The sequence below is a fragment of the Microbacterium sp. Leaf159 genome (genome assembly GCF_001423615.1).
Taxonomy (GTDB): Bacteria; Actinomycetota; Actinomycetes; order Actinomycetales; family Microbacteriaceae; genus Microbacterium.
In genome coordinates, this window is sequence record NZ_LMOU01000001.1 from 2,034,363 (window position 1) to 2,060,437 (window position 26,075).

Sequence of the window (26,075 nt, forward strand, 5' to 3'; positions counted from 1 at the left end):
GCGAGGAGCGCAGGCCGGCGCCGATGAGTTGGAGCGCTACCTCGTGCAGTCGGAGCGCGTCGTCCTCGGCGCGTTCGCCCGGATGCAGCTGGGCTGAGCGGTTCGGCAGGGCGGCGAACCGGATGAACCACAGGATCTGAGACAGATCCCGTTCCGGGTCAGTTCTCGGATCGGAGGGCGCCGGAGGCGCGGGTCCGCGCGTCCGGGTCGCGCGGCGCGAGCTGCAGAGGAAGCGGCGCCTCGGGCTCAGGCAGTCCGTAGAGCCGGTGCACCCAGCGTCGCGCGTCTTCGAGCGGGTAGGTGTCGCCATATACGGCGTACTTCATGAAGATGCCCTCGAGCGTGCTGCGCAGCATGATCTCCTCGAGGGGCGGATCGCTCGCGCCTCGCTCCCGGAAGATCTCTCGCACCGTGTTCTCGGAAGCGACCGCTTGATCTGCGTGCCGTTCTTCCGCCTCGGCGTACAGACGGTGGGTGCTCGGCTGCTGCTGCAGCGCGAACACGGCTCGTTGCACCGGCAGCGCATACCCGGTGGCTGTGAGCGCGCCGTCGATGATGCCGGCCAGACGCACATCGGCGGGGCCCGCGACCTGGGGAATCCCGAAGAGCACATCGAACCAGTTGTCCAGCACAGCCGCGATCAGCTGGTCCTTGCCGCCGAAATGGTAGTTCGCCAAACCCTGCGCGACGCCTGCACGGCGTGTGATCTCGGCGATGCTCGCCCCCGAGACACCACGCTCCGCGAACAGTTCGATCGCGGCCTCCAGGATGACCTTGCGGGAGCGCTCCCGTGCGATGCGGTTCAGCTCGTCATTGCGCGTCATGTCTAGTCCACCTCCCCAGGATTGGACGACTCGGAAAATGCATCCGAAACCTATATATTACTGACTGAACGGCTATTCAAGCTTTGCGTGTCGTAAGTGCAGCGACGGAAGGAGTGCGATGCATCCCCTCTCGTGGATCCTGCCCGTCTCCAAGATTCCGGCGTCGAGCCGGTACGCCACCTCCGATGCCGCGGCGAATGAGCTCGCGCTCGGCTTCCTGCAGATCCGCTCGGTGCCGTCCGGCCCCTGGAACGATCCGACCGCGCCAGAACTCGGCGACGACGAGAAAGAGGCTCTGATCGCTCAGTGGGGCATCCACTCCCGCCAGGACTGGCTCGGCATGATCGAGCATCTGAGCACGGTCCGCCGTCGCCGCCATGCATGGATGTCGCACCTCGCCGTGCGCAACGACCTCGCCACCCGGCTCGGTCGAGCCCCGAAGACGCGCGAGTGGCTCGACGCGATCACCGCAGACGGCGGGGATGAGCACGACGCGCATCCGTTCATCGCCGGCATCGAGCACATCGAGCGAGAGATCCGCCGACGCGTCGGTGAGGACATGGTGCCGCCCGACGTCTACGTCAGAACCCTCGATGCCTATGCCCTGGGCCAGGCCGTCGCCATGACGACGTGGGGTGTCGCGCTCGGGTACGCGGACGTGGCCGAGGCCCGCACGATCATCCACCGCATCAACGTCGCGGCCAGGCCGTGCTTCGTCTCGTGGGCGGACTTCGGACTCAGCTACCTCGCCGGACGCATCATGCACTGGAGCGACGGCAGCCTCGACGAGGACTCGTTCGCGAAGTACGGCGACGGGTGGAGCGATTTCAAGGCGGCCGCCACGGCGAAACGGCACGGCCCCTGGGCGCTGCTCCCGTGGCCCGCGACAGTCGAACTCCGGTCACGCCACCCGATCGGCTGACCACACAGACCCACGGATGCGGACCAACCTGGAGGGGCGTCTGGTTCGCATCCGTGTTCGGGCATCCCGCCGCCGCCGGCGACCGGCTCACGCGCGGCTACGACGAGGCGCGCACCACGAGCTCGGTCGGCAGGATCGTGACGTGCTCGGGGTCGCGCCCGGCGAGCCGCGACAGCAGGACGCCGGCCATCGCCTCACCCTGCGCGTACATCGGCTGCCGCATGGTCGTGAGCTCCGGGTCGGTGCTCAGCGCCACCGACGAGTCGTCGAATCCGACCAGCGCGACGTCTTCGGGAACGCGGATGCCGGCGGCGCGCAACGCCGTCAGCGCCCCCCGCGCCATCAGGTCGCTCGCCACGAAGATCGCGTCGGGGCGTCCGGCTGCGAGGATGCGGCGCGCAGCATCCGCTCCGCTGGCTTCGCTGTAGTCCCCCGCCTCTTCGGCGAAGGGCGAGAGGCCGGCGTCGGCGAGCGCCCCGCGGAAGCCCTGCACACGATCGACGGAGGAGACCATCGTGACGGGGCCGGAGATCGTCGCGATGCGGGTGCGTCCGGTCTCGATCAGATGCTGGGTCGCTGTGCGGGCGCCGGCGACGTTGTCGACGTCGACCACGTAGTCGCCCTCGCGAAGCCGCACCGGTCGGCCACCCCAGACGACCGGCACCGCGTCGGCGACCCGCTCGATGAACGCGTCGCTCGTGTGGTGCGACACGATCAGCGCGCCGTCGACACCGCCGTTGCGCACGAAGCTCGTCATCTTGTCGCCGGGGTCGTCGCTCGCGATGAGCAGGTTGAGCAGGTAGTCGGAGCCGCGGAGCGCGCCCGTGATGCCCGCGACGATCGCCGCGAAGAACGGGTCGCCGAAGAAGCGGGTGGTGTCCTCGGGCACGATCAGCGCGATCGCGTGCGTCTGCTTCGAGGCGAGCGACCGGGCCGCACGGTTGGGCACGTAGCTGAGTTCCTCGATGGCCCGCTGCACGGCGAGGAGGGCCTCGGGGCTCACGGCCGTCGACCCGTTCACGACGCGCGACACGGTCGATCGCGAGACTCCGGCGGCCGATGCCACCTCTTCGATGGTCGCTCGTAGTGACACGACTCTCCCTCCGTCCGGCGGTGAGGCCGGATGCTCCCTGGTGCCGCCGCCCGGCGTCAGAGAGCGCGAGCGGCGATGATGCGAGCGTACTCCCGACCGGAGTCCTTCAGACTCCGCTCCTGGGTGTCGTAATCGACGCGCACGATACCGAAGCGCTTGTCGTACCCCCAGGCCCACTCGAAGTTGTCGAACATCGACCAGTAGAAGTAGCCGCGGACGTCGACTCCGGCCTCGGCCGCATCGAGCACCGCGCCGAGGTGCAGACGCAGGAACTCGGTGCGATCGTCGTCGTGCACGCGGGTCTCGCCGTCTTCCACGACCGCGACGTCGTCGTAGGCGGCGCCGTTCTCGGTCATGTACAGCACGGTTCCCGCGGGCTCGGCGTACTCCGTCCACACCCGCTGCAGCAGTCGGGTCAGCCCCTCGGGCTGCACCTCCCAGTTCTGCGCGGTGCGCGGCAGACCGCGCTCGACGGAATGGATCCCGTCGCTCGAGGGGTAGGGGCTGCGGCCGACGCGATCCGTCGCGGGTCCACCGCTGACGGGTGCGACCTCGGGAGCCGTGCCCGAGAGGAAGTCGCCGTGATAGTAGTTGACGCCCTGCGTGTCGATGCGCTGCGAGATCGCATCGAGGTCGCCGTCGTGAACGGCATCCGTGAAGCGCGCCACCGCGTCGGCATCCACCGCCCTGATGTCCCTGATGATGTCATCCGGGTACACGCCGCGGTAGATCGGGTCGAGGAACCAGCGGTTGAACTGGCCGTCGACGCGGCGGGCAGCATCGACATCGGCCGGGTTCGCGGGATCGGCCGGGTCGGCGACGGTGTGGTTCAGGGTGATGCCGAGGTTCAGGCTCGCGTCGCGTCCACGCAGCTCGCGGACCGTCTCGCCGTGCGCGAGCAGCAGGTGATGCGCCGACAGCAGCCCCTCGGCCACGCTCGTGTGGCCCGGCGCGTGCTCGCCACCGGTGTAGGAGAGGAACGACGAGCACCACGGCTCGTTCAGCGTGGTCCAGACGTTGACCCGGTCGCCCAGCGCATCGTGCATCGTCCCCGCGTATTCGAGGAAGCGCCCGACCGTGTCGCGGTTGGTCCAGCCGCCGGTCTCCTGCAGCGCCTGCGGCATGTCCCAGTGGTACAGCGTCAGCCAGGGAAGGATGTCGTTCGCGAGGAGCTCGTCGACGAGGCGCTCGTAGAAGTCGACGCCCTTCGCGTTGACCGCACCGCCGTCAGGACGCACCCGCGACCAGGAGGTCGAGAATCGGTAGGTCTGCAGCCCCAGCTCCTTCATCAGAGCGACGTCCTGCGGGTAGCGGTGATAGTGGTCGCACGCCACCTCGCCGTTGTCGCCGCCGATCACTGCACCGGGCACCGTGCTGAAGGCATCCCAGATCGATGCGGTGCGCCCGTCTTCGAAAGCCGCCCCTTCGATCTGGTACGCCGCGGTCGCGGCGCCGAACAGGAAGTTCTCGGGGAAGGCTCGGGTCATAGGGGTCATCCTTTCACCGCGCCCGCCATGATGCCACTGACGAGCTGGCGTCCTGCGACAACGAACAGGACGAGCAGAGGGAGGGTCGCGAGCACCGCTCCGGCGAGCACGATCGAGTAGTCGATGTAGTAGCCCGACTGCAGCTGGCTGAGCGCCGTCTGCAGGGTCGGGTTCTGCGGCGAGAGCACGATCAGCGGCCAGAGGTAGTCGGTCCAGGCCGTCATGAAGGTGAAGAGTCCGAGGATCGCCATGGCGGGTCGGGCGGCCGGGATACCCACGGTGAGGAACGTGCGGAACTGGTTCGCTCCGTCCATGCGGGCGGCCTCGATCAGCTCGTCGGGGATCACGTCGACGAGATACTGCCGCATGAAGAAGACGCCGAACGCCGTGACGAGGGTGGGCACGATGACCGCACCGATCGAGCCGGTCCAGCCGAGCTCGCGCATCAGCATGAACAACGGGATGATGCCGAGCTGCGTCGGGATCGCCATGGTCGCGATCACGAAGATCATCAGACCGTCGCGACCCTTGAAGCGCAGCTTCGCGAACGCGTAGCCCGCGAGCGTCGAGAACGTCACGACCGACAGCGTGATGATCGCCGAGATCAGGAACGAGTTGCCGAGAGCGAGCCAGAAGGGGATCGCGTCGAAGACCTTGGCGGCGTTGGCGAAGAAGTTGCCGCCGGGGATCAGCGGCAGGGTCTCCCCGCGGGTCGCATTGGTGCCGCTCGCCACGACCACGGACCACCACAGCGGGTAGACGCTGCCGATGATGAACGCGGCGAGGAGCCCGTAGGTGAGGAATCCGGGGCGGCTGCCGATTCCGGCGTTTCCGCCGACGGCTCCGCGGCGCCTGCGGATCTTCTCGGGGACGCTGAGTGCCTGGGTGGCGGTCATCGCGCGTTCTCCTCGGTCGTGGTGGCGATCGTCGTGGTGGCGGCGGCCGTGACAGCGGTGGCGGCAGCGGCACCCGCGGTGCGTGCGCGCCGTCGGGCGGCGCGGTTCTTGGGAGCATCCCCGGTCGAGATCCGTCTCGACACGAGGAAGTTGATGATGCCGATGCCGACGATGAGCAGGAACAGCAGGATCGCGACGGCGGATGCCTCGCCGAGGTCTCGGCGGAAGAAGGCGAGCTCCCACAGGAACAGCACCGTCGTCTGGAACTGCCGGTCGCTGCCGCCGATGCCGCCGGCCGTCGAGACGTCGAACAGGCGCGGCTCGGCGAAGATCTGCAGACCGCCGATCGTCGCGGTGATGATCACGAAGATCAGCGTCGGACGGATCGTGGGGATCGTGATCGAGAAGAAGCGGCGGGCGGCTCCTGCACCGTCGAGCGCGGCCGACTCGTAGAGATCGCGCGGCACCGCCTGCATCGCGGCGAGCAGGATGAGCGCGTTGTAGCCCGTCCAGCGGAAGTTCACCATGATGGCGATCGCGAGGTGCGAGAGAGCCGTGTTGTGCTTCCACTCCTGGTCGGCGATGCCGATCAGGTTCAGCAGGTTGTTGGCCAGACCGTCGGCCTCGTTGAAGATGCTCGAGAAGATGATGGCGACGGCCACGGGCGTGACGACGAACGGGATGAGGATGCTCATGCGCCAGAACGTCGGAGCGCGGAGGCCGCGGTCGAGCAGGTACGCGATCACGAGGGCGACGGCCAGCTGGGGGATCGCCGACAGCAGGAAGATGCTGAGCGTGTTGAAGATCGAGTTCCAGAACATCGCATCGCCGAGGATCTCGATGAAGTTGCCCGCTCCGACGAACTCGCCCTGCCCCTTGAGCAGGTCCCACTCGTGCACGGCCACCCACACCGTGTAGATCAGCGGGAAGAGACCGACCAGTCCGAACAGCAGGAAGAACGGCGAGATGTAGAAGTACGGCGAGGCGTTCTGGTCGAACCGCGAGAGGCGGTGCCGCCGGGGACGCCGGCCGGCGGCATCCGTCTTGGCGCTCGTGGCGCCCTTGGCGTTCTTGGACGACGGGTTCGTCGTCTCCGAGCGCTCGTGGGTGAGGGTCATGACTCTTCCTTGGTCCTGGTCCGTGCGTCCTTGGTGTTCCGGTCGCAGTTCGTGCCGCCCCAGTGAAGGCGATGCGGCACGGACTGCGACCGGAAGGGATGCGACTGGGTCAGTCGACCAGCTCGTTCAGGAGCTTGATCGCTGCATCCCAGGCGCCCTGGGTGTCGGTGTCTCCGCGGTCGAGGCCGCTGAGAGCCGGGCCGAAGACGTTCTCCTGGATGACCGAGTCATCGGCGCCCTTGAACTGCGCCACGACGCCCTTCGCACGCTCGGCGAGGATCGCACCGGTCGGTGCGTCGTTGAAGAACGCGTTGGGCGTGGCCTCCGACGACAGGGTCTCCTGAGCCGTGATGGTCGAGGGGAAGTTGCCCGCGGCCTCGGACTGCTTGACCTGCTGCTCGGGCTGCGTCAGCCAGTCGGCCAGCTCGGCTGCGGCCTCCTTGTGCTCGGAGCTCTCGGGGATCGAGAGGAACGCGCCGCCCCAGTTGGCTGCACCGCCCGGGAACACGTCGGCGAAGTCCCAGCCGGTGGAGGCGTCTCCGCCGCCGGCCTCGACCTGACCCTGCACGACACCCAGCATCCAGCCCGGGCAGACGAAGGTGGCGAAGGTGCCGTCGACGAACGACTTGCCGCCGTTCCAGTCCCACGCGGTCTGCGCAGCGGACTGGCCGCCCTCGGTGGCTGCTCCGAGCAGCTCGAAGCGCTCCTTGAGCTCGGCGTTGTCCTCGACGTTCAGCTCGCCGTCGGTCGTGTAGTAGCCCTCGTCGAGCTGGTTGACCATGGCGTTCCAGACGAAGCCGGAGTGGTCGTACCAGGCTTTGCCGGTCTTCGCCGTGTACTCGGCGCCGACGGCGAAGTAGTTCTCCCAGTCGCCGTTGAGCAACTCGGCGACCGACTCGCGATCACTGGGCAGGCCCGCCGCCTCGAAGGCCGCGCCGTTGTAGCAGATTCCGCTGGGGCCGATGTCGGTGCCGTAGCCGATCACGCGGCCCTCGGCATCCGTCGCCTGTCCGTACTTCCAGTCGACCCAGTCGGCCTTGCGGTCTTCGATGCCGTAGTCGCGCAGGTCGACGAACGTGTCGGAGACGTCCATGATGGCGCCGAGCCAGCCCTCTTCGATCGCGACGATGTCGCTCAGGCCCGAGCCTGCGGCGATCTTCGTGAAGGCATCGGTGCGGGCGTTGCCGCCGGTGTCGATGTTGGTCGCCTCGATCGTGACGTTCGGGTGCTCCTTCTCGTAGGCCTTGTAGAGGTCTTCGTAGCCGAAGGTTCCGAACGTGGTGACGGTCAGCGTGACCTTCTCGTCGCTGCTGCCGGCGTCGCCGTCTGCGCCGGGAGCGGCACAGCCGGCCAGGGCCAGGGCGGAGACGGATGCCGCGGCTGCTGCCGCCAGGATCCGGGTGCGGGCACGTGTGTTCACAGTTCACTCCTTTGTGGTGGGTCGTGCAGTGGTGGTGCGGGTGGTGCTCGGGGTGGTGCGTGGTGTTCCCGTGAGGAATCTCGTGGGAGCGCTCCCACGCACTGTCCAGTGACTCTATGGGAGCGCTCCCACGAATGTCAAGCCTGACCATGGCGTGCGCAACTCAGCATGAAAGCGCCGGACGCGACGCCTTCGGCCTCGTTTCAACGGATCCGGCCTGATTCTGCTGAATTGTGAACGCGGCGTACCCTTGACCGGTGCCAGACACCGAACTCTCCCCCGCTCTCGTCCGCGCCGAATCGCTGATCCGCAGCATCCCGGATTACCCCGAGGCGGGGATCATCTTCCGCGACATCACGCCGCTTCTCGCAGACGCCGAGGCGCTTCAGGCCACCACCGACGCGATCATCGCGCCGTTCGCCGGCCAGTTCGACGTGGTCGCCGGCATCGAGGCCCGAGGATTCATCCTCGCCGGAGCCGCTGCGATCGCGGCAGGTGTCGGCCTCATCCCGATCCGCAAGGCCGGCAAGCTCCCCCGCCCGGCGGCATCCGTCGACTACGCCCTCGAGTACGGCACCGCCACCATCGAGATGCACGACGACCTTCCCGCCGGTTCCCGCGTGCTGCTGATCGACGACGTGCTCGCCACCGGTGGCACCCTCGCCGCTGGCCGCGAACTGGTCGAGCGTCTCGGCAGCCACGTCGTGGGCATCTCGGTGCTGTTCGAGATCGACGGACTGGGCGGCCGCGACGCCATCGGCGACCTGCACACCGTCTTCCACGCCTGAGGCGCGAGGCCCGGGAATCGAGCGAGTCGCGAGCCGGTAGACTGAACACGCCCGTCCGCCCGCGACTTCCGGAGCCGTTCATGCCCACCATCGTCGTCGACGTCATGCCCAAGCCCGAACTGCTCGACCCGCAGGGGAAGGCCGTCTCCGGTGCGTTCAACCGCCTGGGCGTCGAGGGCTTCTCCGATGTCCGCATCGGCAAGCGCTTCGAGCTCACCGTCGAGGGCGAGGTCACCGACGAGATCCTCGCCGAGGCCCGCCGCCTCGCCGACGAGGTGCTCTCGAACTCCGTGATCGAAGACGTCGTGGGCATCGAGGTCGCCGAGTGACCACGCGCATCGGGGTCATCACCTTCCCCGGCTCGCTCGACGATCGCGACGCGCAGCGCGCCGTCCGCATCGCCGGCGCCGAACCCGTCGCCCTCTGGCACGGTTCGCATGACCTCGAAGGCGTCGACGCCCTCGTCCTTCCCGGCGGATTCAGCTACGGCGACTACCTGCGCGCCGGCGCGATCGCCGCGCTCTCGCCGATCATGGCCGAGGTCAAGGACGCAGCAGCCAAGGGCATGCCGATCCTCGGCATCTGCAACGGCTTCCAGATGCTCGTCGAGGCGCACCTGCTGCCCGGCGGCCTGATCCGCAACGACCACCAGCACTTCGTGCGCCGCGACCAGAAGCTCGTCGTCGAGAACTCCGACACGGCGTGGACCAACAGGTTCCGCACGGGCCAGGAGATCACGATCCCGCTCAAGAACGCCGACGGCGGATACATCGCCGACGAAGAGACGCTCGACCGTCTCGAGGGCGAAGGTCTCGTGGCGTTCCGCTACGCCGGCGTGAACCCGAACGGCTCGCTGCGCGACATCGCGGGGCTCACCAACGAGGCGGGCAACGTCGTGGGGCTCATGCCGCACCCCGAGCACGCCACCGAGGCGGGCTTCGGACCCGACACGTCGGCCGCCATGCGGTCGGGCATCGACGGACTCGACTTCTTCACGAGCGCGATCGCCGCAGTCGCCCGCGTCGCCGCGTAAGCACCGGACGCGCGGCTTCGGCCGACAGGCGAGGTCGGTCCCTTCCGTCGCGACCGCCCCCGGTCGGCGACGCATTCGCGCCGCGGCCGGGGCCACTTCCGCATCCGCACGCAGCCGGGGCCAGTTCCGCATCCGAACCGTCCGAATCGGATGCCGAGTTGACCCCGCACCAGCCCGCGCATGCAGCCGGGGCCAGTTCCACATCCGCACGCCGCCGGGGCCACTTCCGCATCCGCGCGCAGCCGGGGTCACTTCCGCACCCCGATCGTCCGAATCGGATGCCGAGGCGACCCCGCACGCTGCCGAAATGCGCTTCTGACCCCGCGTGCCCGAGCCCGGTCGACGCCGCACCCCCCGCACAGCCGGGGCCACTTCCGCACCCCCGCGCAGCCGGGGTCACTTCCGCACCCCGATCGTCCGAATCGGATGCCGAAGTGACCCCGCACGGTGCCGACATGCGCTTCTGACCCCGCATCACACCGAGCCCGGTCGACGCCGCACCCCCGCGCAGTCGGGGCCACTTCCGCACCCCCGCGCAGCCGGGGCCACTTCCGCATCCCGATCGTCCGAATCGGATGCCGAAGTGGCCCCGCACGATGCCGACATGCGGAAGTGACCCCGCATCACACCGAGTGTGCGAGTTCGGAGGGGACGGAGCGTCGGCGCATCCTCGCCGATCAGTCGACCGGGAGGGTGAACGGATTGTCGCCGGCGGCGGCGAGCAGGTACCAGGCCGTGGCACCCGTGTGGAGGCTGGCGTAGTAGAGGTCGCCGAAGCCGGAGTCGAGGCCGTCGGTCGAGGTCGCGACGATGCCCTTGCCGTCGCCGTTCGCCGCATCGCGCTGTCCGAGACGGATGCTGTCGAGCAGCGCCTCCGCACGATCCGCGTCGCCCGCACCATCCCGCAGCTTGAGCGCGAGCGCCAGGTGCCCACTGCCCTCGAACCACACCTTGGAGACATCGGTGTCGCTGATCGACGGCCCCTGATACTGGCCGTCGGTGGCGATGAGGTTCGCGAGGGTCCAGTCCAGTGCTGTGTCGTAGCGGTCATCGCCGGTCGAGAGCGAGGTCCACGTCTGCGAGTCGAGCGGCACGGGGTGGGTGTTCACCGTGCTCCCGTCGAGCAGAGTTCCGGTGTCGACGTGCCCGTCGGCACTCTGCATCGCCGCCACGAAGTCCGTCGCGACCGCCGCGCGGTCGGCCCACACCTGATCGCCTGAGACCTCGGCGAGCTGGGTGAAGAATCCGGCGATGTCGCTGTTGTGCTCGGTGGACTTCCACAGGAGCGAGGTGCCGTCTTCGAGCTGACCGCCCGTGTAGCCGTAGGGCGCCCGCACCATGTCTGCCGTGTTCGTCTGGATCCACTGCGCGATCCGCACCGCGCCGTCGAGGTACTTCTGCTCGCCGGTCGCGTGGAAGAGCCGGGTGAGGGCCATGCCCACCCACGCCTGGTTGCCGGTGAAGGTGCCGGGGCCGGTGATCTCGACCCGTCCCTGTCGGATGCCGTGCGGCTCGTAGGAGGCGCGAGTGCGCCCGTCGCCGATCGGGTCGTTCTCCTGCACGAAGAGCAGGGTGTCGCCGATCGCCTGAGCACGGCGGATGTCGTCGGGCAGTCCGCGTGCCGTGTAGGCGATCACGACGAGGGCGTCGTCGTAGACGAACGAGGGGGTGAAATCCCAGGTCGGCAGGTCGGTGAAGAATCCACCCTCGTAACTGCGAGGAAGGCAGTGGCCCTCTCCGTCGCAGAACTGGTCGACGCGGGCGTCGAGGAACTCGTATGCCAGCGCGACCGACAGCGTGGGATCGGGGGCTGCGCCCTCGGCCGGGTCATCGGGAATCGAGTCGCCGGAGGCTGCGGTCGTCGCTCCCGCGACCAGCGCGACCGCGACGAGTGCGGCGGCGATCATCCACGGAGCCGAACGGCGCGATGAACCCGACATGATGACCCCCTCGGTCCGAACAGCGGTCCGAATGCGGGCCCCGCAGGCGACCAGGAGGTCACGTGCAAAATGCTGGCATACCAGGAAGTCTCGGCGGAAGTGGCGAAGGTCTAGTCTTTCGGCCCCTGCCGACGTCGCTGCCGACGTCTCAGCCGGCGAGTAGCATCCGAGCCATGCCCATCACACTGGAGAACGTCGGCATCGCCGTGCGCGACCTCGAAGCGACCATCGCCTTCTTCACCGACCTCGGCCTGACCGTACTCGGTCGAGACGAGGTCAGCGGCGAATGGGCCGACACCGCCGTCGGGCTCGACGGCAACCACGCGAAGATCGCCGTCCTGCAGACGCCTGACGGTCACGGTCAGCTCGAGCTGTTCGAGTACATCCACCCCGATGCGATCGAGACCGAGCCGACACTGCCGAACGAGATCGGGATGCACCGCGTCGCGTTCTCGGTCGACGACATCGACGAGTCGCTCGCCATCGCCGCCCGGCACGGGTGCCACCCGCTCCGGGGCGTCGCGAACTATCAGGGCGTCTACAAGCTCACCTACCTGCGCGGCCCCAGCGGCATCCTGGTCATGCTCGCGCAGGACCTGACGAAGAACCCGGAGGATCAGCCGACCGGCGACAGCTAGCCGACGCAGCCGATCGCCGGCGAAGAACCCGGCGAAGAACGCGTCGAATCAGCCGAGCGCCGGCGGCCAGACGCCGATGAGCACAGCCATGATCACGATCGTGACGAGCTCGTGCGCGATGTTCATGACCGTCAGCCCCGTCGGGCGCCCCTCGAACGCGTCGTGGGTGATGAAGCGCGCGGCGGTGAAGCCCGCCCACAGCAGCACACCGGTGACCACCGCCGCCCAGAAGAACGACCCGTCGTAGAAGTGCCAGGCGATGGCGGATGCTCCGGCCAGCACCCATGACGTGATGAAGCTCACGATCACGGTCGTGATGATCGCCATCGTCGCGCTCGAACCCGGCCGGTCCATGTCGACGTTCGCCAGCTTCGACCAGCGCGTGCCGAACACCTTCGGCGCGTACCAGACCGAGCCGACGATCATGCTCGACGCCGTGGCGATGAGGACCGCCCAGTAGTTGATCTCGGGAACCATGACAGCCTCCAGTCATCGGATGCCCGAAGCATACTCCCGGACTGCAAGCCACCGGGGAGCGGCGTGGAATATCGCGCTACCGAATCGATTCGAACCCACCTCTGGCAATCATGTAAGCGTTTGCACTAATCTGTTGCCATGGCACAGCTTGAGCAGATCGCAGCCCCCGGTTCCGAGTGGTGGCGCAGCGCGGTCATCTACCAGATCTACCCCCGTTCGTTCGCCGACGCCTCGGGCGACGGCATCGGCGACCTGCCCGGCATCACCAGCCGGCTCGACTCGCTGAAGGAGCTCGGCGTCGACGCGATCTGGCTGAGCCCGTTCATGACGAGCCCGCAGCGCGACGCCGGCTACGACGTCGCCGACTACCGCGACGTCGACCCGCTGTTCGGCACGCTCGACGATTTCGACACCATGCTGAACGAGGCGCATGCCCGTGGCATCCGCGTGGTCGTCGACCTGGTCCCGAACCACTCGTCGGCTCAGCACGCCTGGTTCCAGGAGGCACTGAAGGCCGCGCCCGGCAGCCCCGAGCGCGCGCGCTACATCTTCCGCGACGGCAAGGGCAAGAACGGCGAGCTGCCCCCGAACAACTGGGAGTCGGTGTTCGGCGGCGGCATGTGGGAGCGCGTGACCGAGGCCGACGGCACGCCGGGCCAGTGGTACCTGCACATCTTCGACCCCACGCAGCCCGACTTCGACTGGAACAACGAAGAGGTCCGTGAGGAGTTCCGCTCGATCCTGCGCTTCTGGCTCGACCGCGGCGTCGACGGCTTCCGCGTCGACGTGGCGCACGGCATGATCAAGGCCGAGGGCCTTCCCGACTACACCCCGCCGGCCGACGCCGACTCGATGGGTGGCGGCGAAGCCGACGTCCCGTACTGGGGCCAGGACGGCGTGCACGACATCTACCGCGACTGGCACAAGGTGCTCGCCGAGTACGACGGCGACCGCGCTCTGTGCGGTGAGGCCTGGATGCCGACGCTGAAGCAGACCGCTCTGTGGGTGCGCCCCGACGAGATGCACCAGACCTTCAACTTCCCGTACCTGATGACGGAGTGGGACGCGAAGGCGCTCGGCGACGTCATCCGCGAGTCGCTCGACGCGTTCGGTGCCGTCGGCGCCCCCAGCACGTGGGTGCTGTCGAACCACGACGTGGTGCGCCACGCCTCGCGCCTGGCGCTCACCGACGACAACCCGCAGGGCGAGGGCATCGGCCCGAACACCCCGCACAAGCCCGACACCGCGATCGGCCTCGCCCGCGCCCGCGCCGCGACGACCGTGATGCTCGCGCTGCCGGGTTCGGCGTACCTGTACCAGGGCGAGGAACTGGGTCTTCCCGAGGCGATGGAGATCCCCGACGCGTTCCGTCAGGATCCGACCTGGTTCCGCACGAACGGCGAGCGCTACGGACGAGACGGATGCCGCGTGCCGCTGCCGTGGGAGGCGGACGCCACGGCCTTCGGGTTCAACGAGACCGGCGCCTCGTGGCTGCCGCAGCCGGCCGACTGGGCCACGTACTCGCGCGACGTCGAAGAGGTCGACCCCGCGTCCACTCTCGCGCTGTACAAGCGCCTGCTCGCCGGACGCCGTGAGTATGGCTTCGGCAGCGGATCGCTCGTCTGGGAGGACGCCGGAGCGGACGCCGTGGCATTCCGCCGCGGCGACGTGCACGTGCTCGCGAACCTCGGTACCGAGCCGCTGCCGCTGCCGACCGACGCGTTCGTGATCCTGCAGAGCCAGCCGTTCGACGGTGGCGCAGTTCCCGTCGACACGGCCGTCTGGTACACCAAGGCGTAACGTCGCATCACGTTCCGGTCGCAGTTCGCGCCGCCCACGGCACCGCCCGACGGCACGAACTGCGACCGGAACGCCTCAGAGAGGAAACCCATGGCGAGCATCGATGAGGTCGCCCGGCTCGCCGGGGTCTCGACGGCCACGGTCTCGCGCGCCCTGAGTGGCCGAGGCCATGTCTCGGAGTCTGCGCGCCTGCGCGTGCAGGAGGCAGCATCGGCGCTCGGCTACGTGGTGTCCTCTCGAGCCTCGAGCCTGGCATCGGGCCGCACCCGCAACATCGGCGTGGTCGTGCCCTTTCTCGACCGCTGGTTCTTCAGCACCGTGCTCTCGGGCGTCTCGGCCGCGCTGATGCGCGAGGGCTACGACATCACGCTCTACAACATCACCGCCGACAAGGATGTGCGCCGACACGTGTTCGACACGTTCCTGCGCCGCCAGCGGGTGGATGCGGTGATCGCGGTGTCGATCGAGCTCGACGACGACGAGACCCAGTACCTGCTCGACCTCGGTCTGCCGGTGATCGCGATCGGCGGTCCGAACCCGAAGCTCGACACCCTCACGGTCGACGACGTCGCGGTCGCCCAGCTCGCGACCGAGCACCTGATCAGCCTCGGGCACCACGACATCGCGCATATCGGCGCGAACCCCGAGTTCGACATCGACTTCCACATCCCCACCAACCGTCGGCTGGGCTTCGAGAAGGCGCTGGCGAAGGCGGGCATCCCGCTGAATCCCGCCTTCCTCGAACCCGCCGACTTCACGGTCGAGGGCGGATACCGCGCGGCGAAGCAGCTGCTCGGTCGCCCCGGCCCTCGCCCGACCGCCGTCTTCGCGGCGTCGGACGAGATGGCGATCGGCGCCCTGCTCGCGGCGCGCGACCTCGGCTTCGCGGTGCCGGAAGACCTCTCGATCGTCGGCATCGACGGCCACGAGCTCGGCGAGTTCTTCCGCCTCACGACCGTCGACCAGTTCCCCCTCGGGCAGGGCGAGCGAGCGGCCGATGCGGTGCTCGCCAAGCTCGCCGAGGGCGACGCTGCCGGCATCCCCGCGGCACTCCCGTACGAGCTGAACGTCAGAGGCACGACCGCGCGACTGGTGTGACCCGAGCCCGACCCGCGCCGGTCACACCCCTCGGCCCCGCGAGCTGAGTTGCGATCGACGGGCAAGAGAACTGCGCCGCGCGAGCAACGCCCCACCGATCACCGCCGCGATGAGCGAGCCGAGGAGCACGCCGATCTTGACGTGCTCGTCGGCGACGGAACTCGACCCGTAGGCGAGCTCACCGACGAGCAGGGAGACGGTGAACCCGATCCCCGCGACGAAGGCCATGCCCGTGAGGTCGGGCCACCGCAGGGTCTCGTCGAGTCGAAGGGCCGGCACTCGGCTCAACAGGAACGTGGTCGCGAGGATCCCGATCGGCTTGCCCAGGACGAGGCCGACGATGATGCCGATCGCGATCGGGTCGGTGAGTGCCGAGCCGAGCCCCTCGAGCCCGCCGATCGTCACGCCTGCGGCGAAGAACGCGAAGACCGGAACGGCGAACAGCGTCGCGACGACACCCCACCGGTCGGCGAAGTGCGGAGCGAGGCCGTCGTACAGCGGCTCGCCCCCGGCATCCTCTCCTCGTGGCACCCGGGCACGCTCGGTAGGCACGACCGGAACGACGAACCCGAGCAGCACCCCGGCGACGGTCGCATGGATGCCTGCCGCGTGAATGCAGACCCAGACGGCGATCGCGAGGGGCAGCAGAATCCACCAGGCACGCACGCCCTTCTGCACGAGGAACGCGAACCCGGCGAGTGGCAACAGCGCGAGAGCGAGCCACGGAAAGCTGATCGAATCGGTGTAGAACGTCGCGATGATGGTGATGGCGATCAGATCATCGATGATCGCCAGCGTCAGCAGGAAGACGCGGAGGGCGGGAGGGAGGAACTTGCCGACGACGGCGATCACGGCGACGGCGAAGGCGATGTCCGTCGCCGTCGGAATCGCCCAGCCGCGCAGCGCGTCGCCGTCGCCCATGTTGATCAGCGCGAAGATGACGGCGGGCACGATGACGCCGCCGACAGCCGCCGCGATCGGCAGCGCCGCCTGACGCGGATCGCGCAGGCGGCCGGTGACGAACTCCTCTTTCAGCTCGAGGCCGACGACGAAGAAGAAGATCGCCAGCAGTCCGTCGGCCGCCCAGGCTCCGACGCTCAGGTCGAGGTGCAGCTCGGGAATGCCGAAGGTGAAGTCGCGCACGGACTCGTACCACGACACCGCGGGGGTGTTGGCGAGGATCAGGGCCGCGACGGTGGCGGCGAGCAGGAGCGATCCGCCGAGGACATCACTGCGGGCGTTGGAGCGGATGCCCCGCCACAGCTCGTGCGGAGCCAGGCGCAGGCGGGGACGGGTAGGAGAAGTGGACACGGCAAGACCTCACGCGGAAGAAGGAGTGGATGGCGCAGGAGACCACCGCCCCGAGTGAGGCGTGGTCTAGTCGCGTGGCGGCGGGCAGCCCGCGATCTCGCCGTGCGAGAGAGTGCCCCACACACTGGTCCAACCGTTGGTGCCCGGGTGCATCACGACGCGCATCCATTCCTTCATCGGCGTCGCCGAGCGCAGCTCATGCGGAGCACGCGCCGAACCGGCGATCGAGAGGAGGGCCATACGACCACCCTATCCGGCAGCGCCTGAGGAATTCAGACGTCGCGCAGCGCCTCCCCTGCGGCATCGAGAGCACCGTCGGCCAGCGCGAAGTACGCCCATTTCCCGCGCTGCTCACGCGTGACCAGACCGGCATCCGTGAGCANGGCCTCGCCGCCTTGGGCCGACGAGATCAGCGAGAGCAGGCGGATCCGAGTCGGGTCGCCGAGCGCCTTGAACAGACGAGCGATGCGCTCTGCCTCGGCGACCGGCAGAGCGGATGCCGTGCGCGGCGCGCAGCAGGCGGAGTCTGCGATGGTCACCGGAAGCGTCATGCCCTCATCCTCTCACGTATTGACAATCTTCGATACGTGGGAGATGCTCCTCGTATCGATGTTCTTCAATCTGAGGAGATGTGATGTCCGAGCTTCCTGTCGCCGTCATCGGAGCGGGCCCGCAGGGGCTGGCCGCCGCGGCGCACCTCGTCGAACGCGGCGAGAACGTCGTCGTCGTCGAGCGCGGTCACGGTCCTGCATCCGCCGTCTCGGAATGGGCGCACGTGCGTCTCTTCTCCGCGTGGCCCGAGCTCACGGACGCCGCCGCCCGCCGCCTGCTGGAGCCGACCGGATGGAGCGCGCCCACCTCGGGATACCCGACCGGGGCGGAGTGGGTGAGCGACTATCTGGCTCCACTCGCCGAGGCCCTGGGCGAGCGGATCCGCTACGCGATGACCGTCACGGGGGTCGCGCGGCAGGGGCGCGACAAGGTCGTCGACGCAGGACGCAAGAGCCAGCCGTTCGTCGTGCACACGGTCGATGCCGACGGCAACGAATCCCGGCTCCTCGCCCGCGCGGTCATCGACGCGAGCGGCACCTGGGGTCTTCCCAATCCGGCCGGGGCGGACGGCTTCCCCGCGGGCGGCGAGCGGGCGGCATCCGATCTGATCACGTACCGCATCCCGGCTGACGTCTCGGATCTCGCAGGTTCGCACGTCGTCGTCGTCGGGGCAGGGCACTCCGCCACGCACGCCGTGCTGCGCCTGAGCGAGCTGGCCCGCCGGTCACCGGGGACGCGCATCACCTGGTTGCTGCGCCGAGGGAGCGCCGCGAAGGTCTTCGGCGGCGGCAGCGGAGACGAGCTTCCCGAGCGCGCCGCACTCGGCTCCCGAGCACGCAAGGTGATCGACGACGGAGTCGTGGATCTCGTGACAGGGTTCCGGGTCGCCGAGTTCCGTCGAACCGATGAGGGAGCGACGATCGTCGCGGAGGACGGACGCGCGGTGACCGATGTCGGGCGCGTGGTCGCCCTCACGGGGTTCCGACCCGACACCGGGATTCTGCGAGAGCTCAGAATCGACCTCGATCCGGCCCTCGAAGCGGTCGCGGGCATAGCCGGCGAGATCGACCCCAACATCCACTCCTGCGGTTCGGTCGCGGCGACAGGGGCGAGGCAGCTCGCTCAGCCCGAACCCGGGTTCTTCATCGTCGGTGCGAAGTCGTACGGGCGAGCACCGACCTTCCTCGCCCTCACCGGATACGAGCAGGTGCGCAGCGTCGCGGCCCACCTGGCCGGCGACCACGAGAGCGCCGCCCGCAATGAGCTCGCTCTGCCCGAGACCGGAGTGTGCGGAGGCTCTGGCGACTTCGATGACAACGCGGGAAGCTGCTGCTCGACACCCGCCACACTGCAGATCGGCAGGACGCCCTCGATCGCCCCCGGCCCCGCCCGCTCGCTTACCCTGGAGACATCATGACGACCACCAGCATCCCCTCCGTCCTCTTCGTGTGCGTGCACAACGCCGGACGCTCGCAGATGGCAGCCGGGTTCCTGCGGGAGTTCGCGGGAGACCGCATCGAGGTGCGCTCGGCCGGCTCCATGCCCGCCGACCAGATCAACCCCGTAGCCGTCGCGGCGATGGGCGAGCTCGGCATCGACATCACCGCCGAGGCGCCCAAGGTGCTGACGACCGAGGCCGTGCAGGCCTCCGACGTCGTGATCACGATGGGATGCGGTGACGCCTGCCCGTTCTTCCCCGGCAAGCGCTACGAGGACTGGGCGCTCGACGACCCGGCCGGTCAGGGCATCGACGCCGTGCGGCCGATCCGTGACGACATCCGCCGCCGCATCGAGGCTCTTGCGGGCGAACTGCTCGCCTGACGCGGCCCGCGGTACTCATCTGCCGCGCTTCGGGAGGAGAACTGCGCCCCAGGAGGACGGATGCCGTGGCATCCTCCTCCCGAAGACGAGATCTCCTCCCGAAGAGGCGCGCAGGTCAGCGGGCGACGATGAGGCCTGCGGTCTTCTGCTGCACAGCCTGGAACCGGCGCTGCACGTCAGACCAGTTGACGAGCTCCCAGAACGCCTTGACGTAGTCGGCGCGCACGTTGAGGTAGTCCAGGTAGTACGCGTGCTCCCAGACGTCGAGCTGCAGCAGCGGCGTCACGCCGAGCGGCGCGTTGCCCTGCTGGTCGAACAGCTGGAAGATGACCGGACGTGCGCCGACGCTGTCCCAGGCGAGCACGGCCCAGCCCGAGCCCTGCACGCCGAGCGCGGTCGCGGTGAAGTGCGCGCGGAAGGCGTCGATCGAACCGAACGCGTCGGTCAGCGCAGCCTCGAGCTCGCCTTCGGGGTTTCCGCCGCCGTCGGGCGACAGGTTCTCCCAGAACACCGAGTGGTTGATGTGTCCGCCGAGGTTGAAGGCGAGGTCCTTCTCGAGCTTGTTCACCGCGGCGAAGTCGCCCGAGTCGCGGGCCGCAGCCAGCTGCTCGAGTGCCGTGTTGGCACCGGTCACGTAGGCCTGGTGATGCTTCGAGTGGTGCAGCTCCATGATGGTGCCCGAGATGTGCGGGGCGAGTGCCGAGTAGTCGTACGGCAGCTCGGGGAGGGTGTACAGAGAGGTCATGCGTGTTCCTTTCGTTCGGACTTCAGTTCTGGGTGCGTTCAGTTCTGGTCGTGCGGCAGCGTGTGGAATCGACGGTCGAGGTAGACGAGCGGTCGACCCGGCCGCCCGAGCAGCACCTCGTCGATCTCGGCGACCACGACGGTCGATGAGCCGACCGCGACCGTCGACATCGTGTGACCGCGCATCGCGGCGCGCGCCTCGGCGAGGTACGGCTCTCCGGTCGGAAGGGTGCTCCACCCCTGCTCGGGGGTGAAGCGGTCGGCGCCGCTCACCGCGAAGCTCTGCGCCAGAGCCGAGTGCTCGTCGTCGATCAGGTGCACGACGAACGACTCGGCGTTGAGGATCGAACCCGCGCTGCCGGTCGCCCTGGTCACCGAGAACACGATCGCCGCGGGGTCGACGGCGACGGATGCGACGCTCGACGCGGTAAGGCCCACGGGGCCGGCGGGGGTCATCGCGGTGATGATCGCGACTCCGGCCGGATGCGCCCGGAACGCGGCTTTGAGCCCTTCACCGACCTCGGAGGGGACCGGTGCTGCGGGGTGGGACTGACTGCTCATTCGGGTGCCTCCTGGGGCGGAAGGGCGGTGATGATCGGATGATCGCGCTCGATGATGCCGAGTTTGGCGGCACCACCGGGGGATCCCATCTCGTCGAAGAACTCGACGTTGGCCTTGTAGTAGTCCTGCCACTCGTCGGGCAGGTCATCTTCGTAGTAGATCGCCTCGACGGGACAGACGGGCTCGCACGCGCCGCAGTCGACGCATTCGTCCGGGTGGATGTACAGCGAGCGCTCGCCCTCATAGATGCAGTCAACCGGGCATTCGTCGATGCACGCACGGTCCTTGACATCGACGCAGGGCAGCGCGATCACATAGGTCATCGGTCACTTCCTGTCGCGGTCACATGTGCAACCGTAAGACCTCAAGTACGCTTGAGGTCAAATCGAGGAGGTCGGGATGACCGCAGAGACAGATTCCGATCGGGCCGTCCACGGCCCCGACGAACCGCTGACGATCGGTGAGATGAGCAGGCGCACCGGCGTCGCGCCCTCGGCGCTGCATTTCTACGAGAGCCTCGGACTCATCGCCTCGACACGCACCGCCGGAAATCAGCGCCGTTACGCGCGTCACATGCTGCGGCGGGTCTCGCTCATCACCGTCGCGAAGCGCCTCGGCATCCCCCTCTCCGACGTGCAGCACGCGTTCGCCGACGTGCCCCTGACCCAGACTCCGAGCCACGCGGACTGGCAGCGCGCGTCGAGACGCTGGAAGCGCGAGCTCGAGAAACGCCGCGAGGGGATCGAACGTCTCGAGCGCGAACTCACCGGATGCATAGGCTGCGGGTGCCTGTCGATGAAGGCATGCGGCCTGCTCAACCCCGACGACGCTCTCGGCAGCCAGGGCGCAGGACCCCAGCGTCTGCGTGACGAGGACGCCTGAGCGCCCTCGTCACGACGACGATTCAGAGGTCGGTTCAGGAAACCGTGAAGGCGGCGCTCAGCAGCGCGTCGTCACGCGAGCTCGAGCCCACGAGCAGCTCGAATGCACCCGACTCCACGAGGCGGATGCCGGCGGCATCCACGATCGAGCAGTCGGCGACGGGCAGGTCGAGGCGCACGCGCACGGACTCCCCGGGTGCGACGTCGACCTGGCGATAGGTCTTGAGCTCCTTGTCCGCCCAGCTGACACTCGTCACGGAGTCGCGCACATAGACCTGCACGGTCTCGCGTGCGGGCCGCGAGCCCGTGTTCGTGACCGTCACCTCGGCGACGATGGTGTCGTCGTGGCCGAGCCGATCGGACGCGAGCGACAGGTCGCCGTATGCGACGGTCGAGTACGACAGCCCCTCGCCGAAAGCCCACGCCGGAGACTGGGTGAGGTCGGCGTAGCGGTCGCCGTGCTGTCCGCGGATTTGGTTGTAGTAGGTCGGCTGCTGGCCGACGTGGCGGGCGAAAGAGATCGGCAGGCGCCCTGACGGCTCGACGGCACCCGAGATGATCTCGGCGAGCGCCCGGCCGCCCTGCATGCCGGGGTTCGCCGCCCAGATGACGGCGGCGGCCTGCGAGGCGGATGCCGGAAGCACGAGCGGCTTGGAGGCGAGCAGCACGATCACCACGGGCTTGCCCGTCGCGATCAGCGCGTCGAGCAGGGCGTTCTGTCCGCCGATCAGCTCGAGCGTCGCGGTGGAGCGCCCTTCGCCGACGAGCTCGATGCGGTCTCCGACCACGGCGACGACGACGTCGGAGGCCGCAGCAGCCGCCACCGCGTCCGCGATGAGCACGTCGTCGGCGGGCGCCGGCACGACCACGGAGGGCCGAGGCTGCCCGTCGGGGAACTTCGCGCCGCGAGGGTCGTCCTCGAGCGTGAGGATCTCGGCGCCGCGGGCGTGCGTGACCGACCATCCGTCGACGCCCGCGAGGCCGTCGAGCACGGTCGTGATCATCTCGCGCGGCTGTCCGTCGAGCCAGCCGGCCTGACCGGAGCCCCCCGCCCAGTCGCCGAGCTGCGTCTGGGCGTCGTCGGCGAGCGGACCCACCACCGCGACCTGCAGGGGCGCCGCGGCGTCGAGCGGCAGCACACCGTCGTTCTCGAGCAGCACGATCGATCGGCGAGCCGTCTCGAGGTTGAGTTGCGCGTGCTCGGCGCTGCCGACCACGGCATCCAGTTCGTCCTGCGGCAGCCGCGGGTTCTCGAACAGTCCGAGCTCGAACTTCAGGGTCAGGATGCGCGCGACGGCCTCATCGAAGGCATCCTCGGTGAGCAGTCCGTTCGACACCGCCTCGAGTGCACCGGCGAAGAAGCCGGGGGTGTTCATGACCATGTCGTTGCCGGCGGTCACCGCGGCGGCCGAGGCATGCGCGTAGTCGGGCTGCACGTGCTGCTCCCACACCATGCGTCCGACGTTGTCCCAGTCGGTGATGAGCGTGCCGGTGTAACCCCACTCACCGCGCAGCACGTCGCTGAGCAGCCAGTCGTTGACCGTGATCGGCACGCCGTCGGTGGTCTGGTAGCCGAGCATGAACGTGCGGCATCCCTCGCGGGCCACGCGCTCGAACGGCGGCAGGAACCAGCTGCGCAGCTTGCGCCGCGAGATGTCGGCCTCGCTCGCGTCACGCCCGCCCTGCGTCTCGGAGTACCCGGCGAAGTGCTTGGCCGTGGCGAGGATGGCGGTCGGGTCGTCGAGGCCCTCGCCCTGGTAGCCGCGCACCATCGCCGAGGCGAGTTCGCCGATCAGGAACGGGTCTTCGCCGAACGTCTCGTCGATGCGGCCCCAGCGCAGGTCGCGCGCGATGCACAGCACCGGCGAGAAGGTCCAGTGGATACCGGTGGCCGCGACCTCGACAGCGGTGGCCCTGGCCACCTTCTCGACGAGCTCGGCATCCCAGGTCGCGGCCATGCCGAGCTGGGTCGGATAGATGGTCGCACCGGGCCAGAAGGAGTGGCCGTGGATGCAGTCCTCGCCGACCAGCAGCGGGATGCGCAGCCGGGTCTGGGAGGTCAACTCGTTCGCGCGGATGATGCGCTCGGGCGAGGTGTGCAGGATCGAACCGACGTGCTTGCCGAGCACGTGATCGTCGAGGTCGTCGCGGGCGTCGAGCTGCAGCATCTGCCCGATCTTCTCTTCGACCGTCATGCGATCGAGGAGGTCGGCGACGCGTGCCGCGATCGGCAGTTCGGGGTCGAGGTACGGCAGGGATTCGGTCAGGGTCTGAGAGGTCATCACTCGGCGTTCTGTGTCTTCGTATCGGTCTTCGTATGGGTCGTCGTCGCTGTCGCCGCGCTCTGCACGGTACCCGAGTCGGTCGTCGGCATGCTGCGCACCGCCGTCACCGGGTCGTTCACGTTGAGACCCTTCTTCTTCATCGCTCGGGCGCGCTCACCCGCCGACCGCAGCCTCGGGTTCACGTACTCGTCGATGCCGAAGTTGATGAGCGACAGGGCGACGCCGATGATCGCGATGCAGAGACCTGCGGGCACGTACCACCACCACAGCCGCGGGAACGCGCCGTTCTGCTGCGCCCAGAACAGGATCGTTCCCCAGTTGAGGTTGCTCACCGGGATCACGCCGATGAAGGCGAGGGTCGTGAGACCGAGGATCGCCGCCGTGACGGTGCCGACGAAGCTCGACGCGATCAGCGCCATGAGGTTCGGCAGCATCTCGACCGTGATGATGCGGTGCAGCGGTTCGCCGTTGGCGCGGGCGGCCTGGATGAAGTCGCGGTTGCGCAGCGACATGGTCTGCGCCCGCAGCACGCGCGCACCCCACGCCCAGCCCGTCAGCCCCAGCACGGCGGCGATCACGATGAGCGGCGGGTTCTCGAACTGCGAGGCCACGATGATGATCAGCGGGATGCCGGGGATCACGAGGAACACGTTCGTGAGCGCCGACAGCGACTCGCTCTTCCACCCGCGGACGTAGCCGGCGATGACGCCGATCGTGATCGCGATGATCGTCGCGATGATCGCCGAGAGGAAGCCGACCACGACGACGCCGCGGGTGCCGAAGATGAGCTGGCTCAGCACGTCTTCCCCCATGTGCGTGGTGCCGAGCCAGTGGTCGAAGGACGGCGGCTGGCGGAGCGCCGTGCGGTCCTTCTGCGTCGCCCCGTAGGGTGCGAGCAGCGGCGCGAAGATCGCGATCAGCACGAACACCCCGAGGATGATCAGGCCGGCGATCGACTTCGGGTTGCGGAACATCGCGAACGCCTGCACCAGCTGCGACCAGAAGGTCTTGCGGGTCGGCTGGTCGCCGTCGGCGGTGCGGAACGTCGCGGTCTCCGGCATCCCGGTGGGGATGGCGCTGCCGTCGGGTGCGGTGGTGTCGGTCGAGGTGGGAACGCTCATGTCAGGCCTCCGTCTGGCGCGTGCGCGGGTCGAGGTACGCGTAGACGATGTCCGCCAGGATGTTGGCGACCAGCACCGACAGCGTGATCACCAGGAACACCCCCTGCATCAGGGCGAAGTCCTTCGCGTTGGTGGCGTCGAGCAGCAGCTTGCCGACGCCCGGGTAGCTGAAGACCATCTCCATGACGATCGTGCCGCCGACGATGAAGCCGATCGACAGCGCGAAGCTCTGGATCTGCGGCAGCACGGCGTTGCGGGCGGCGTACGCCCAGAGCACTCGCCTGTTCGGCATGCCCTTGGCCTGCGCGACCGTGATGTAGTCCTCGTCGAGCACCGTGAGCATCATGTTGCGCATGCCCAGCATCCAGCCGCCGAGCGACGCGATGATGATGGTGACCGCCGGCAGGGTGCCGTGCACGATCACCTGACCGATGAAGTCGAAGCTCCACTCGGGCGATTGCCCCTTGTCGTAGGCGTGCGACGACGGGAACCACTTCAGGGTCGACGAGAAGATCGCGATCGCGATGAGCCCGAGCCAGAAGTACGGGATGGTGTTGAAGAACGTCGTGATCGGGATGAGCGCGTCGAGCCTGCTGCCGCGCTTCCAGCCGACGATCGCGCCGCCGACCGTGCCGAGCATGAACGAGATGATCGTCGCGAGGCCGACGAGACCGAGCGTCCACGGGAGGGCGGATGCCAGCACCTCGGACACCGGTCGCAGGCCGTGCAACGTCGAGATGCCGAGGTCGCCGCGGAACAGCATCGCCCAGTAGTCGATGTACTGCTGCCACATCGACTTGTCGGTGTCGATGCCGAGCAGGATCCGCAGCGAGTCGGCCGCCTCCGGGCTGATGTTGCGGTTGCGGGCGAGGTACGAGCTGACTGCGTCGCCCTTCATGAACCGCGGCAGGAAGAAGTTGATCGTGATGGCGGCCCACAGGGTGAACAAGTAGAAGCCCGCCCGCCCGGCGAAGAACCGCCACGGCACGAGCGTGCGGCCCTTCTGCGCAGTGGTCGCGGTGGTGCCGACCTCGAGCGCGTCGCGGCTCTCCTGATCGATCTGACCCAGATCGGGGGATGCGGTGGTCACTGTGCACCTCCGTGCGAGCCGGCTGTCGCGAAGTGCTTGTCGGGGTCGGGAGAGGCCGCCCGCAGTTCGCGCGTGTAGGGGTCCTGAGGGGTGAGGATGACGTCGTCGGCATCGCCGTACTCGACGACCCGACCCTGGTTGAGCACCATGATCTTGTCGCTGAAGTGGCGGGCGG

Annotated in this window: 26 protein-coding genes and 1 pseudogene; 10 read left to right on the forward strand and 17 right to left on the reverse strand. The window is 68.5% G+C overall.

Translation table 11 applies throughout. From position 1 onward, the window contains the following. Nucleotides 1-158: 158 nt before the first annotated feature. On the reverse strand, nucleotides 159-824 hold the full coding sequence (locus ASF80_RS09495) for a TetR/AcrR family transcriptional regulator (protein WP_082488254.1): 666 nt from the start codon (nucleotides 822-824) through the stop codon (nucleotides 159-161). Between the two features lie 118 nt (nucleotides 825-942). Here ASF80_RS09495 and ASF80_RS09500 point away from each other — a divergent pair, with 118 nt between their 5' ends. Then, nucleotides 943-1,746 (forward strand): DUF1266 domain-containing protein, encoded by an 804-nt coding sequence (locus tag ASF80_RS09500; protein ID WP_056310176.1) that lies wholly within the window; start codon nucleotides 943-945, stop codon nucleotides 1,744-1,746. Nucleotides 1,747-1,843: 97 nt separating this feature from the next. Here the strand turns inward: ASF80_RS09500 and ASF80_RS09505 are convergent, their stop codons facing one another. The 5 genes from ASF80_RS09505 to ASF80_RS09525 all read right to left on the reverse strand — a co-directional run bounded on the left by ASF80_RS09505 (nucleotide 1,844) and on the right by ASF80_RS09525 (nucleotide 7,760). After that, nucleotides 1,844-2,839, reverse strand: a complete 996-nt coding sequence (locus ASF80_RS09505) for a LacI family DNA-binding transcriptional regulator (protein ID WP_056310178.1) — start codon at nucleotides 2,837-2,839, stop codon at nucleotides 1,844-1,846. A gap of 56 nt (nucleotides 2,840-2,895) precedes the next feature. Then, on the reverse strand, nucleotides 2,896-4,326 hold the full coding sequence (locus tag ASF80_RS09510; RefSeq protein WP_200934760.1) for a GH1 family beta-glucosidase: 1,431 nt from the start codon (nucleotides 4,324-4,326) through the stop codon (nucleotides 2,896-2,898). Between the two features lie 5 nt (nucleotides 4,327-4,331). Next, nucleotides 4,332-5,222 carry a carbohydrate ABC transporter permease gene (locus ASF80_RS09515; RefSeq protein WP_056310182.1) on the reverse strand — a complete coding sequence of 297 codons (891 nt, stop codon included), beginning with the start codon at nucleotides 5,220-5,222 and terminating at the stop codon, nucleotides 4,332-4,334. Then, nucleotides 5,219-6,340: a carbohydrate ABC transporter permease gene (locus ASF80_RS09520; protein ID WP_056310184.1), complete on the reverse strand. Its 1,122-nt coding sequence runs from the start codon at nucleotides 6,338-6,340 to the stop codon at nucleotides 5,219-5,221. Before ASF80_RS09520 ends, ASF80_RS09515 begins: the two co-directional genes overlap by 4 nt. Before the next feature lie 109 nt (nucleotides 6,341-6,449). Further along, nucleotides 6,450-7,760: an ABC transporter substrate-binding protein gene (locus ASF80_RS09525; protein ID WP_056310186.1), complete on the reverse strand. Its 1,311-nt coding sequence runs from the start codon at nucleotides 7,758-7,760 to the stop codon at nucleotides 6,450-6,452. 257 nt (nucleotides 7,761-8,017) lie between these two features. On the opposite strand from ASF80_RS09525, the gene ASF80_RS09530 reads away from it, so the two are divergent. From ASF80_RS09530 to purQ, 3 genes are all read left to right on the forward strand, one after another. Further along, nucleotides 8,018-8,548 (forward strand): adenine phosphoribosyltransferase, encoded by a 531-nt coding sequence (locus ASF80_RS09530; protein ID WP_056310188.1) that lies wholly within the window; start codon nucleotides 8,018-8,020, stop codon nucleotides 8,546-8,548. An 80-nt stretch (nucleotides 8,549-8,628) separates the two neighbouring features. Then, a complete protein-coding gene (gene purS / locus ASF80_RS09535; protein WP_056310191.1) occupies nucleotides 8,629-8,877 on the forward strand; it encodes a phosphoribosylformylglycinamidine synthase subunit PurS in 249 nt (82 codons plus the stop codon). Then, on the forward strand, nucleotides 8,874-9,581 hold the full coding sequence (gene purQ, locus ASF80_RS09540; RefSeq protein ID WP_056310193.1) for a phosphoribosylformylglycinamidine synthase subunit PurQ: 708 nt from the start codon (nucleotides 8,874-8,876) through the stop codon (nucleotides 9,579-9,581). Before purS ends, purQ begins: the two co-directional genes overlap by 4 nt. A gap of 677 nt (nucleotides 9,582-10,258) precedes the next feature. Here the strand turns inward: purQ and ASF80_RS09545 are convergent. Further along, entirely contained in the window at nucleotides 10,259-11,521 is a 1,263-nt protein-coding gene (locus tag ASF80_RS09545) for a hypothetical protein (RefSeq protein ID WP_056310195.1), read from the reverse strand. A gap of 173 nt (nucleotides 11,522-11,694) precedes the next feature. Here ASF80_RS09545 and ASF80_RS09550 point away from each other — a divergent pair, with 173 nt between their 5' ends. Further along, entirely contained in the window at nucleotides 11,695-12,159 is a 465-nt protein-coding gene (locus ASF80_RS09550) for a VOC family protein (protein ID WP_056310198.1), read from the forward strand. Nucleotides 12,160-12,207: 48 nt separating this feature from the next. On the opposite strand, the gene ASF80_RS09555 is transcribed toward ASF80_RS09550, so the two are convergent. Continuing rightward, the gene (locus tag ASF80_RS09555) at nucleotides 12,208-12,636 is read right to left on the reverse strand and encodes a DUF1761 domain-containing protein (RefSeq protein WP_056310200.1); all 429 of its coding nucleotides are present in this window, start codon (nucleotides 12,634-12,636) and stop codon (nucleotides 12,208-12,210) included. Nucleotides 12,637-12,774: 138 nt separating this feature from the next. On the opposite strand from ASF80_RS09555, the gene ASF80_RS09560 reads away from it, so the two are divergent. Both ASF80_RS09560 and ASF80_RS09565 read left to right on the forward strand, forming a co-directional pair. Then, nucleotides 12,775-14,436 carry an alpha-amylase family glycosyl hydrolase gene (locus ASF80_RS09560; protein ID WP_056310201.1) on the forward strand — a complete coding sequence of 554 codons (1,662 nt, stop codon included), beginning with the start codon at nucleotides 12,775-12,777 and terminating at the stop codon, nucleotides 14,434-14,436. 90 nt (nucleotides 14,437-14,526) lie between these two features. Continuing rightward, nucleotides 14,527-15,534 (forward strand): LacI family DNA-binding transcriptional regulator, encoded by a 1,008-nt coding sequence (locus ASF80_RS09565; RefSeq protein ID WP_056310203.1) that lies wholly within the window; start codon nucleotides 14,527-14,529, stop codon nucleotides 15,532-15,534. Between the two features lie 21 nt (nucleotides 15,535-15,555). Here ASF80_RS09565 and nhaA read toward each other — a convergent pair whose 3' ends face one another. Together nhaA and ASF80_RS19110 are read right to left on the reverse strand one after the other, a co-directional pair. Then, the gene (gene nhaA / locus ASF80_RS09570) at nucleotides 15,556-16,845 is read right to left on the reverse strand and encodes a Na+/H+ antiporter NhaA (protein ID WP_082488255.1); all 1,290 of its coding nucleotides are present in this window, start codon (nucleotides 16,843-16,845) and stop codon (nucleotides 15,556-15,558) included. Between the two features lie 66 nt (nucleotides 16,846-16,911). Next, on the reverse strand, nucleotides 16,912-17,085 hold the full coding sequence (locus ASF80_RS19110) for a hypothetical protein (protein ID WP_164481742.1): 174 nt from the start codon (nucleotides 17,083-17,085) through the stop codon (nucleotides 16,912-16,914). Nucleotides 17,086-17,479: 394 nt separating this feature from the next. Here ASF80_RS19110 and ASF80_RS09580 point away from each other — a divergent pair, with 394 nt between their 5' ends. Next, entirely contained in the window at nucleotides 17,480-18,814 is a 1,335-nt protein-coding gene (locus tag ASF80_RS09580) for an FAD-dependent oxidoreductase (RefSeq protein WP_056310207.1), read from the forward strand. Next, nucleotides 18,811-19,218: an arsenate reductase ArsC gene (locus ASF80_RS09585; RefSeq protein WP_056310209.1), complete on the forward strand. Its 408-nt coding sequence runs from the start codon at nucleotides 18,811-18,813 to the stop codon at nucleotides 19,216-19,218. Before ASF80_RS09580 ends, ASF80_RS09585 begins: the two co-directional genes overlap by 4 nt. Before the next feature lie 115 nt (nucleotides 19,219-19,333). Here the strand turns inward: ASF80_RS09585 and ASF80_RS09590 are convergent, their stop codons facing one another. The 3 genes from ASF80_RS09590 to fdxA are packed head-to-tail and all read right to left on the reverse strand — an operon-like array spanning nucleotide 19,334 to nucleotide 20,846. After that, nucleotides 19,334-19,963, reverse strand: a complete 630-nt coding sequence (locus ASF80_RS09590) for a superoxide dismutase (RefSeq protein WP_056310210.1) — start codon at nucleotides 19,961-19,963, stop codon at nucleotides 19,334-19,336. Nucleotides 19,964-20,001: 38 nt separating this feature from the next. Beyond that, nucleotides 20,002-20,523, reverse strand: a complete 522-nt coding sequence (locus ASF80_RS09595) for a flavin reductase family protein (RefSeq protein ID WP_056310212.1) — start codon at nucleotides 20,521-20,523, stop codon at nucleotides 20,002-20,004. Further along, nucleotides 20,520-20,846 (reverse strand): ferredoxin, encoded by a 327-nt coding sequence (gene fdxA, locus ASF80_RS09600; RefSeq protein WP_056310214.1) that lies wholly within the window; start codon nucleotides 20,844-20,846, stop codon nucleotides 20,520-20,522. The genes ASF80_RS09595 and fdxA overlap by 4 nt, the downstream gene beginning before the upstream one ends. 76 nt (nucleotides 20,847-20,922) lie before the next feature. Between fdxA and soxR the strand changes: the two genes are divergently transcribed. Continuing rightward, nucleotides 20,923-21,405: a redox-sensitive transcriptional activator SoxR gene (soxR, locus tag ASF80_RS09605; RefSeq protein ID WP_056310216.1), complete on the forward strand. Its 483-nt coding sequence runs from the start codon at nucleotides 20,923-20,925 to the stop codon at nucleotides 21,403-21,405. Nucleotides 21,406-21,439: 34 nt separating this feature from the next. Here the strand turns inward: soxR and ASF80_RS09610 are convergent, their stop codons facing one another. From ASF80_RS09610 to ASF80_RS19320, 4 genes and pseudogenes are all read right to left on the reverse strand, one after another. Further along, the gene (locus ASF80_RS09610) at nucleotides 21,440-23,686 is read right to left on the reverse strand and encodes a glycoside hydrolase family 3 N-terminal domain-containing protein (protein WP_056310218.1); all 2,247 of its coding nucleotides are present in this window, start codon (nucleotides 23,684-23,686) and stop codon (nucleotides 21,440-21,442) included. Next, nucleotides 23,686-24,810, reverse strand: coding sequence for an ABC transporter permease (locus tag ASF80_RS09615; protein ID WP_235559927.1), 1,125 nt, complete (start codon nucleotides 24,808-24,810; stop codon nucleotides 23,686-23,688). The genes ASF80_RS09610 and ASF80_RS09615 overlap by 1 nt, the downstream gene beginning before the upstream one ends. A gap of 1 nt (nucleotide 24,811) precedes the next feature. After that, nucleotides 24,812-25,900, reverse strand: coding sequence for an ABC transporter permease (locus ASF80_RS09620; RefSeq protein WP_056310220.1), 1,089 nt, complete (start codon nucleotides 25,898-25,900; stop codon nucleotides 24,812-24,814). Then, nucleotides 25,897-26,075, reverse strand: a pseudogene (locus tag ASF80_RS19320) (ABC transporter ATP-binding protein); the annotation flags it as partial. The gene ASF80_RS09620 and the pseudogene ASF80_RS19320, both read right to left, overlap by 4 nt.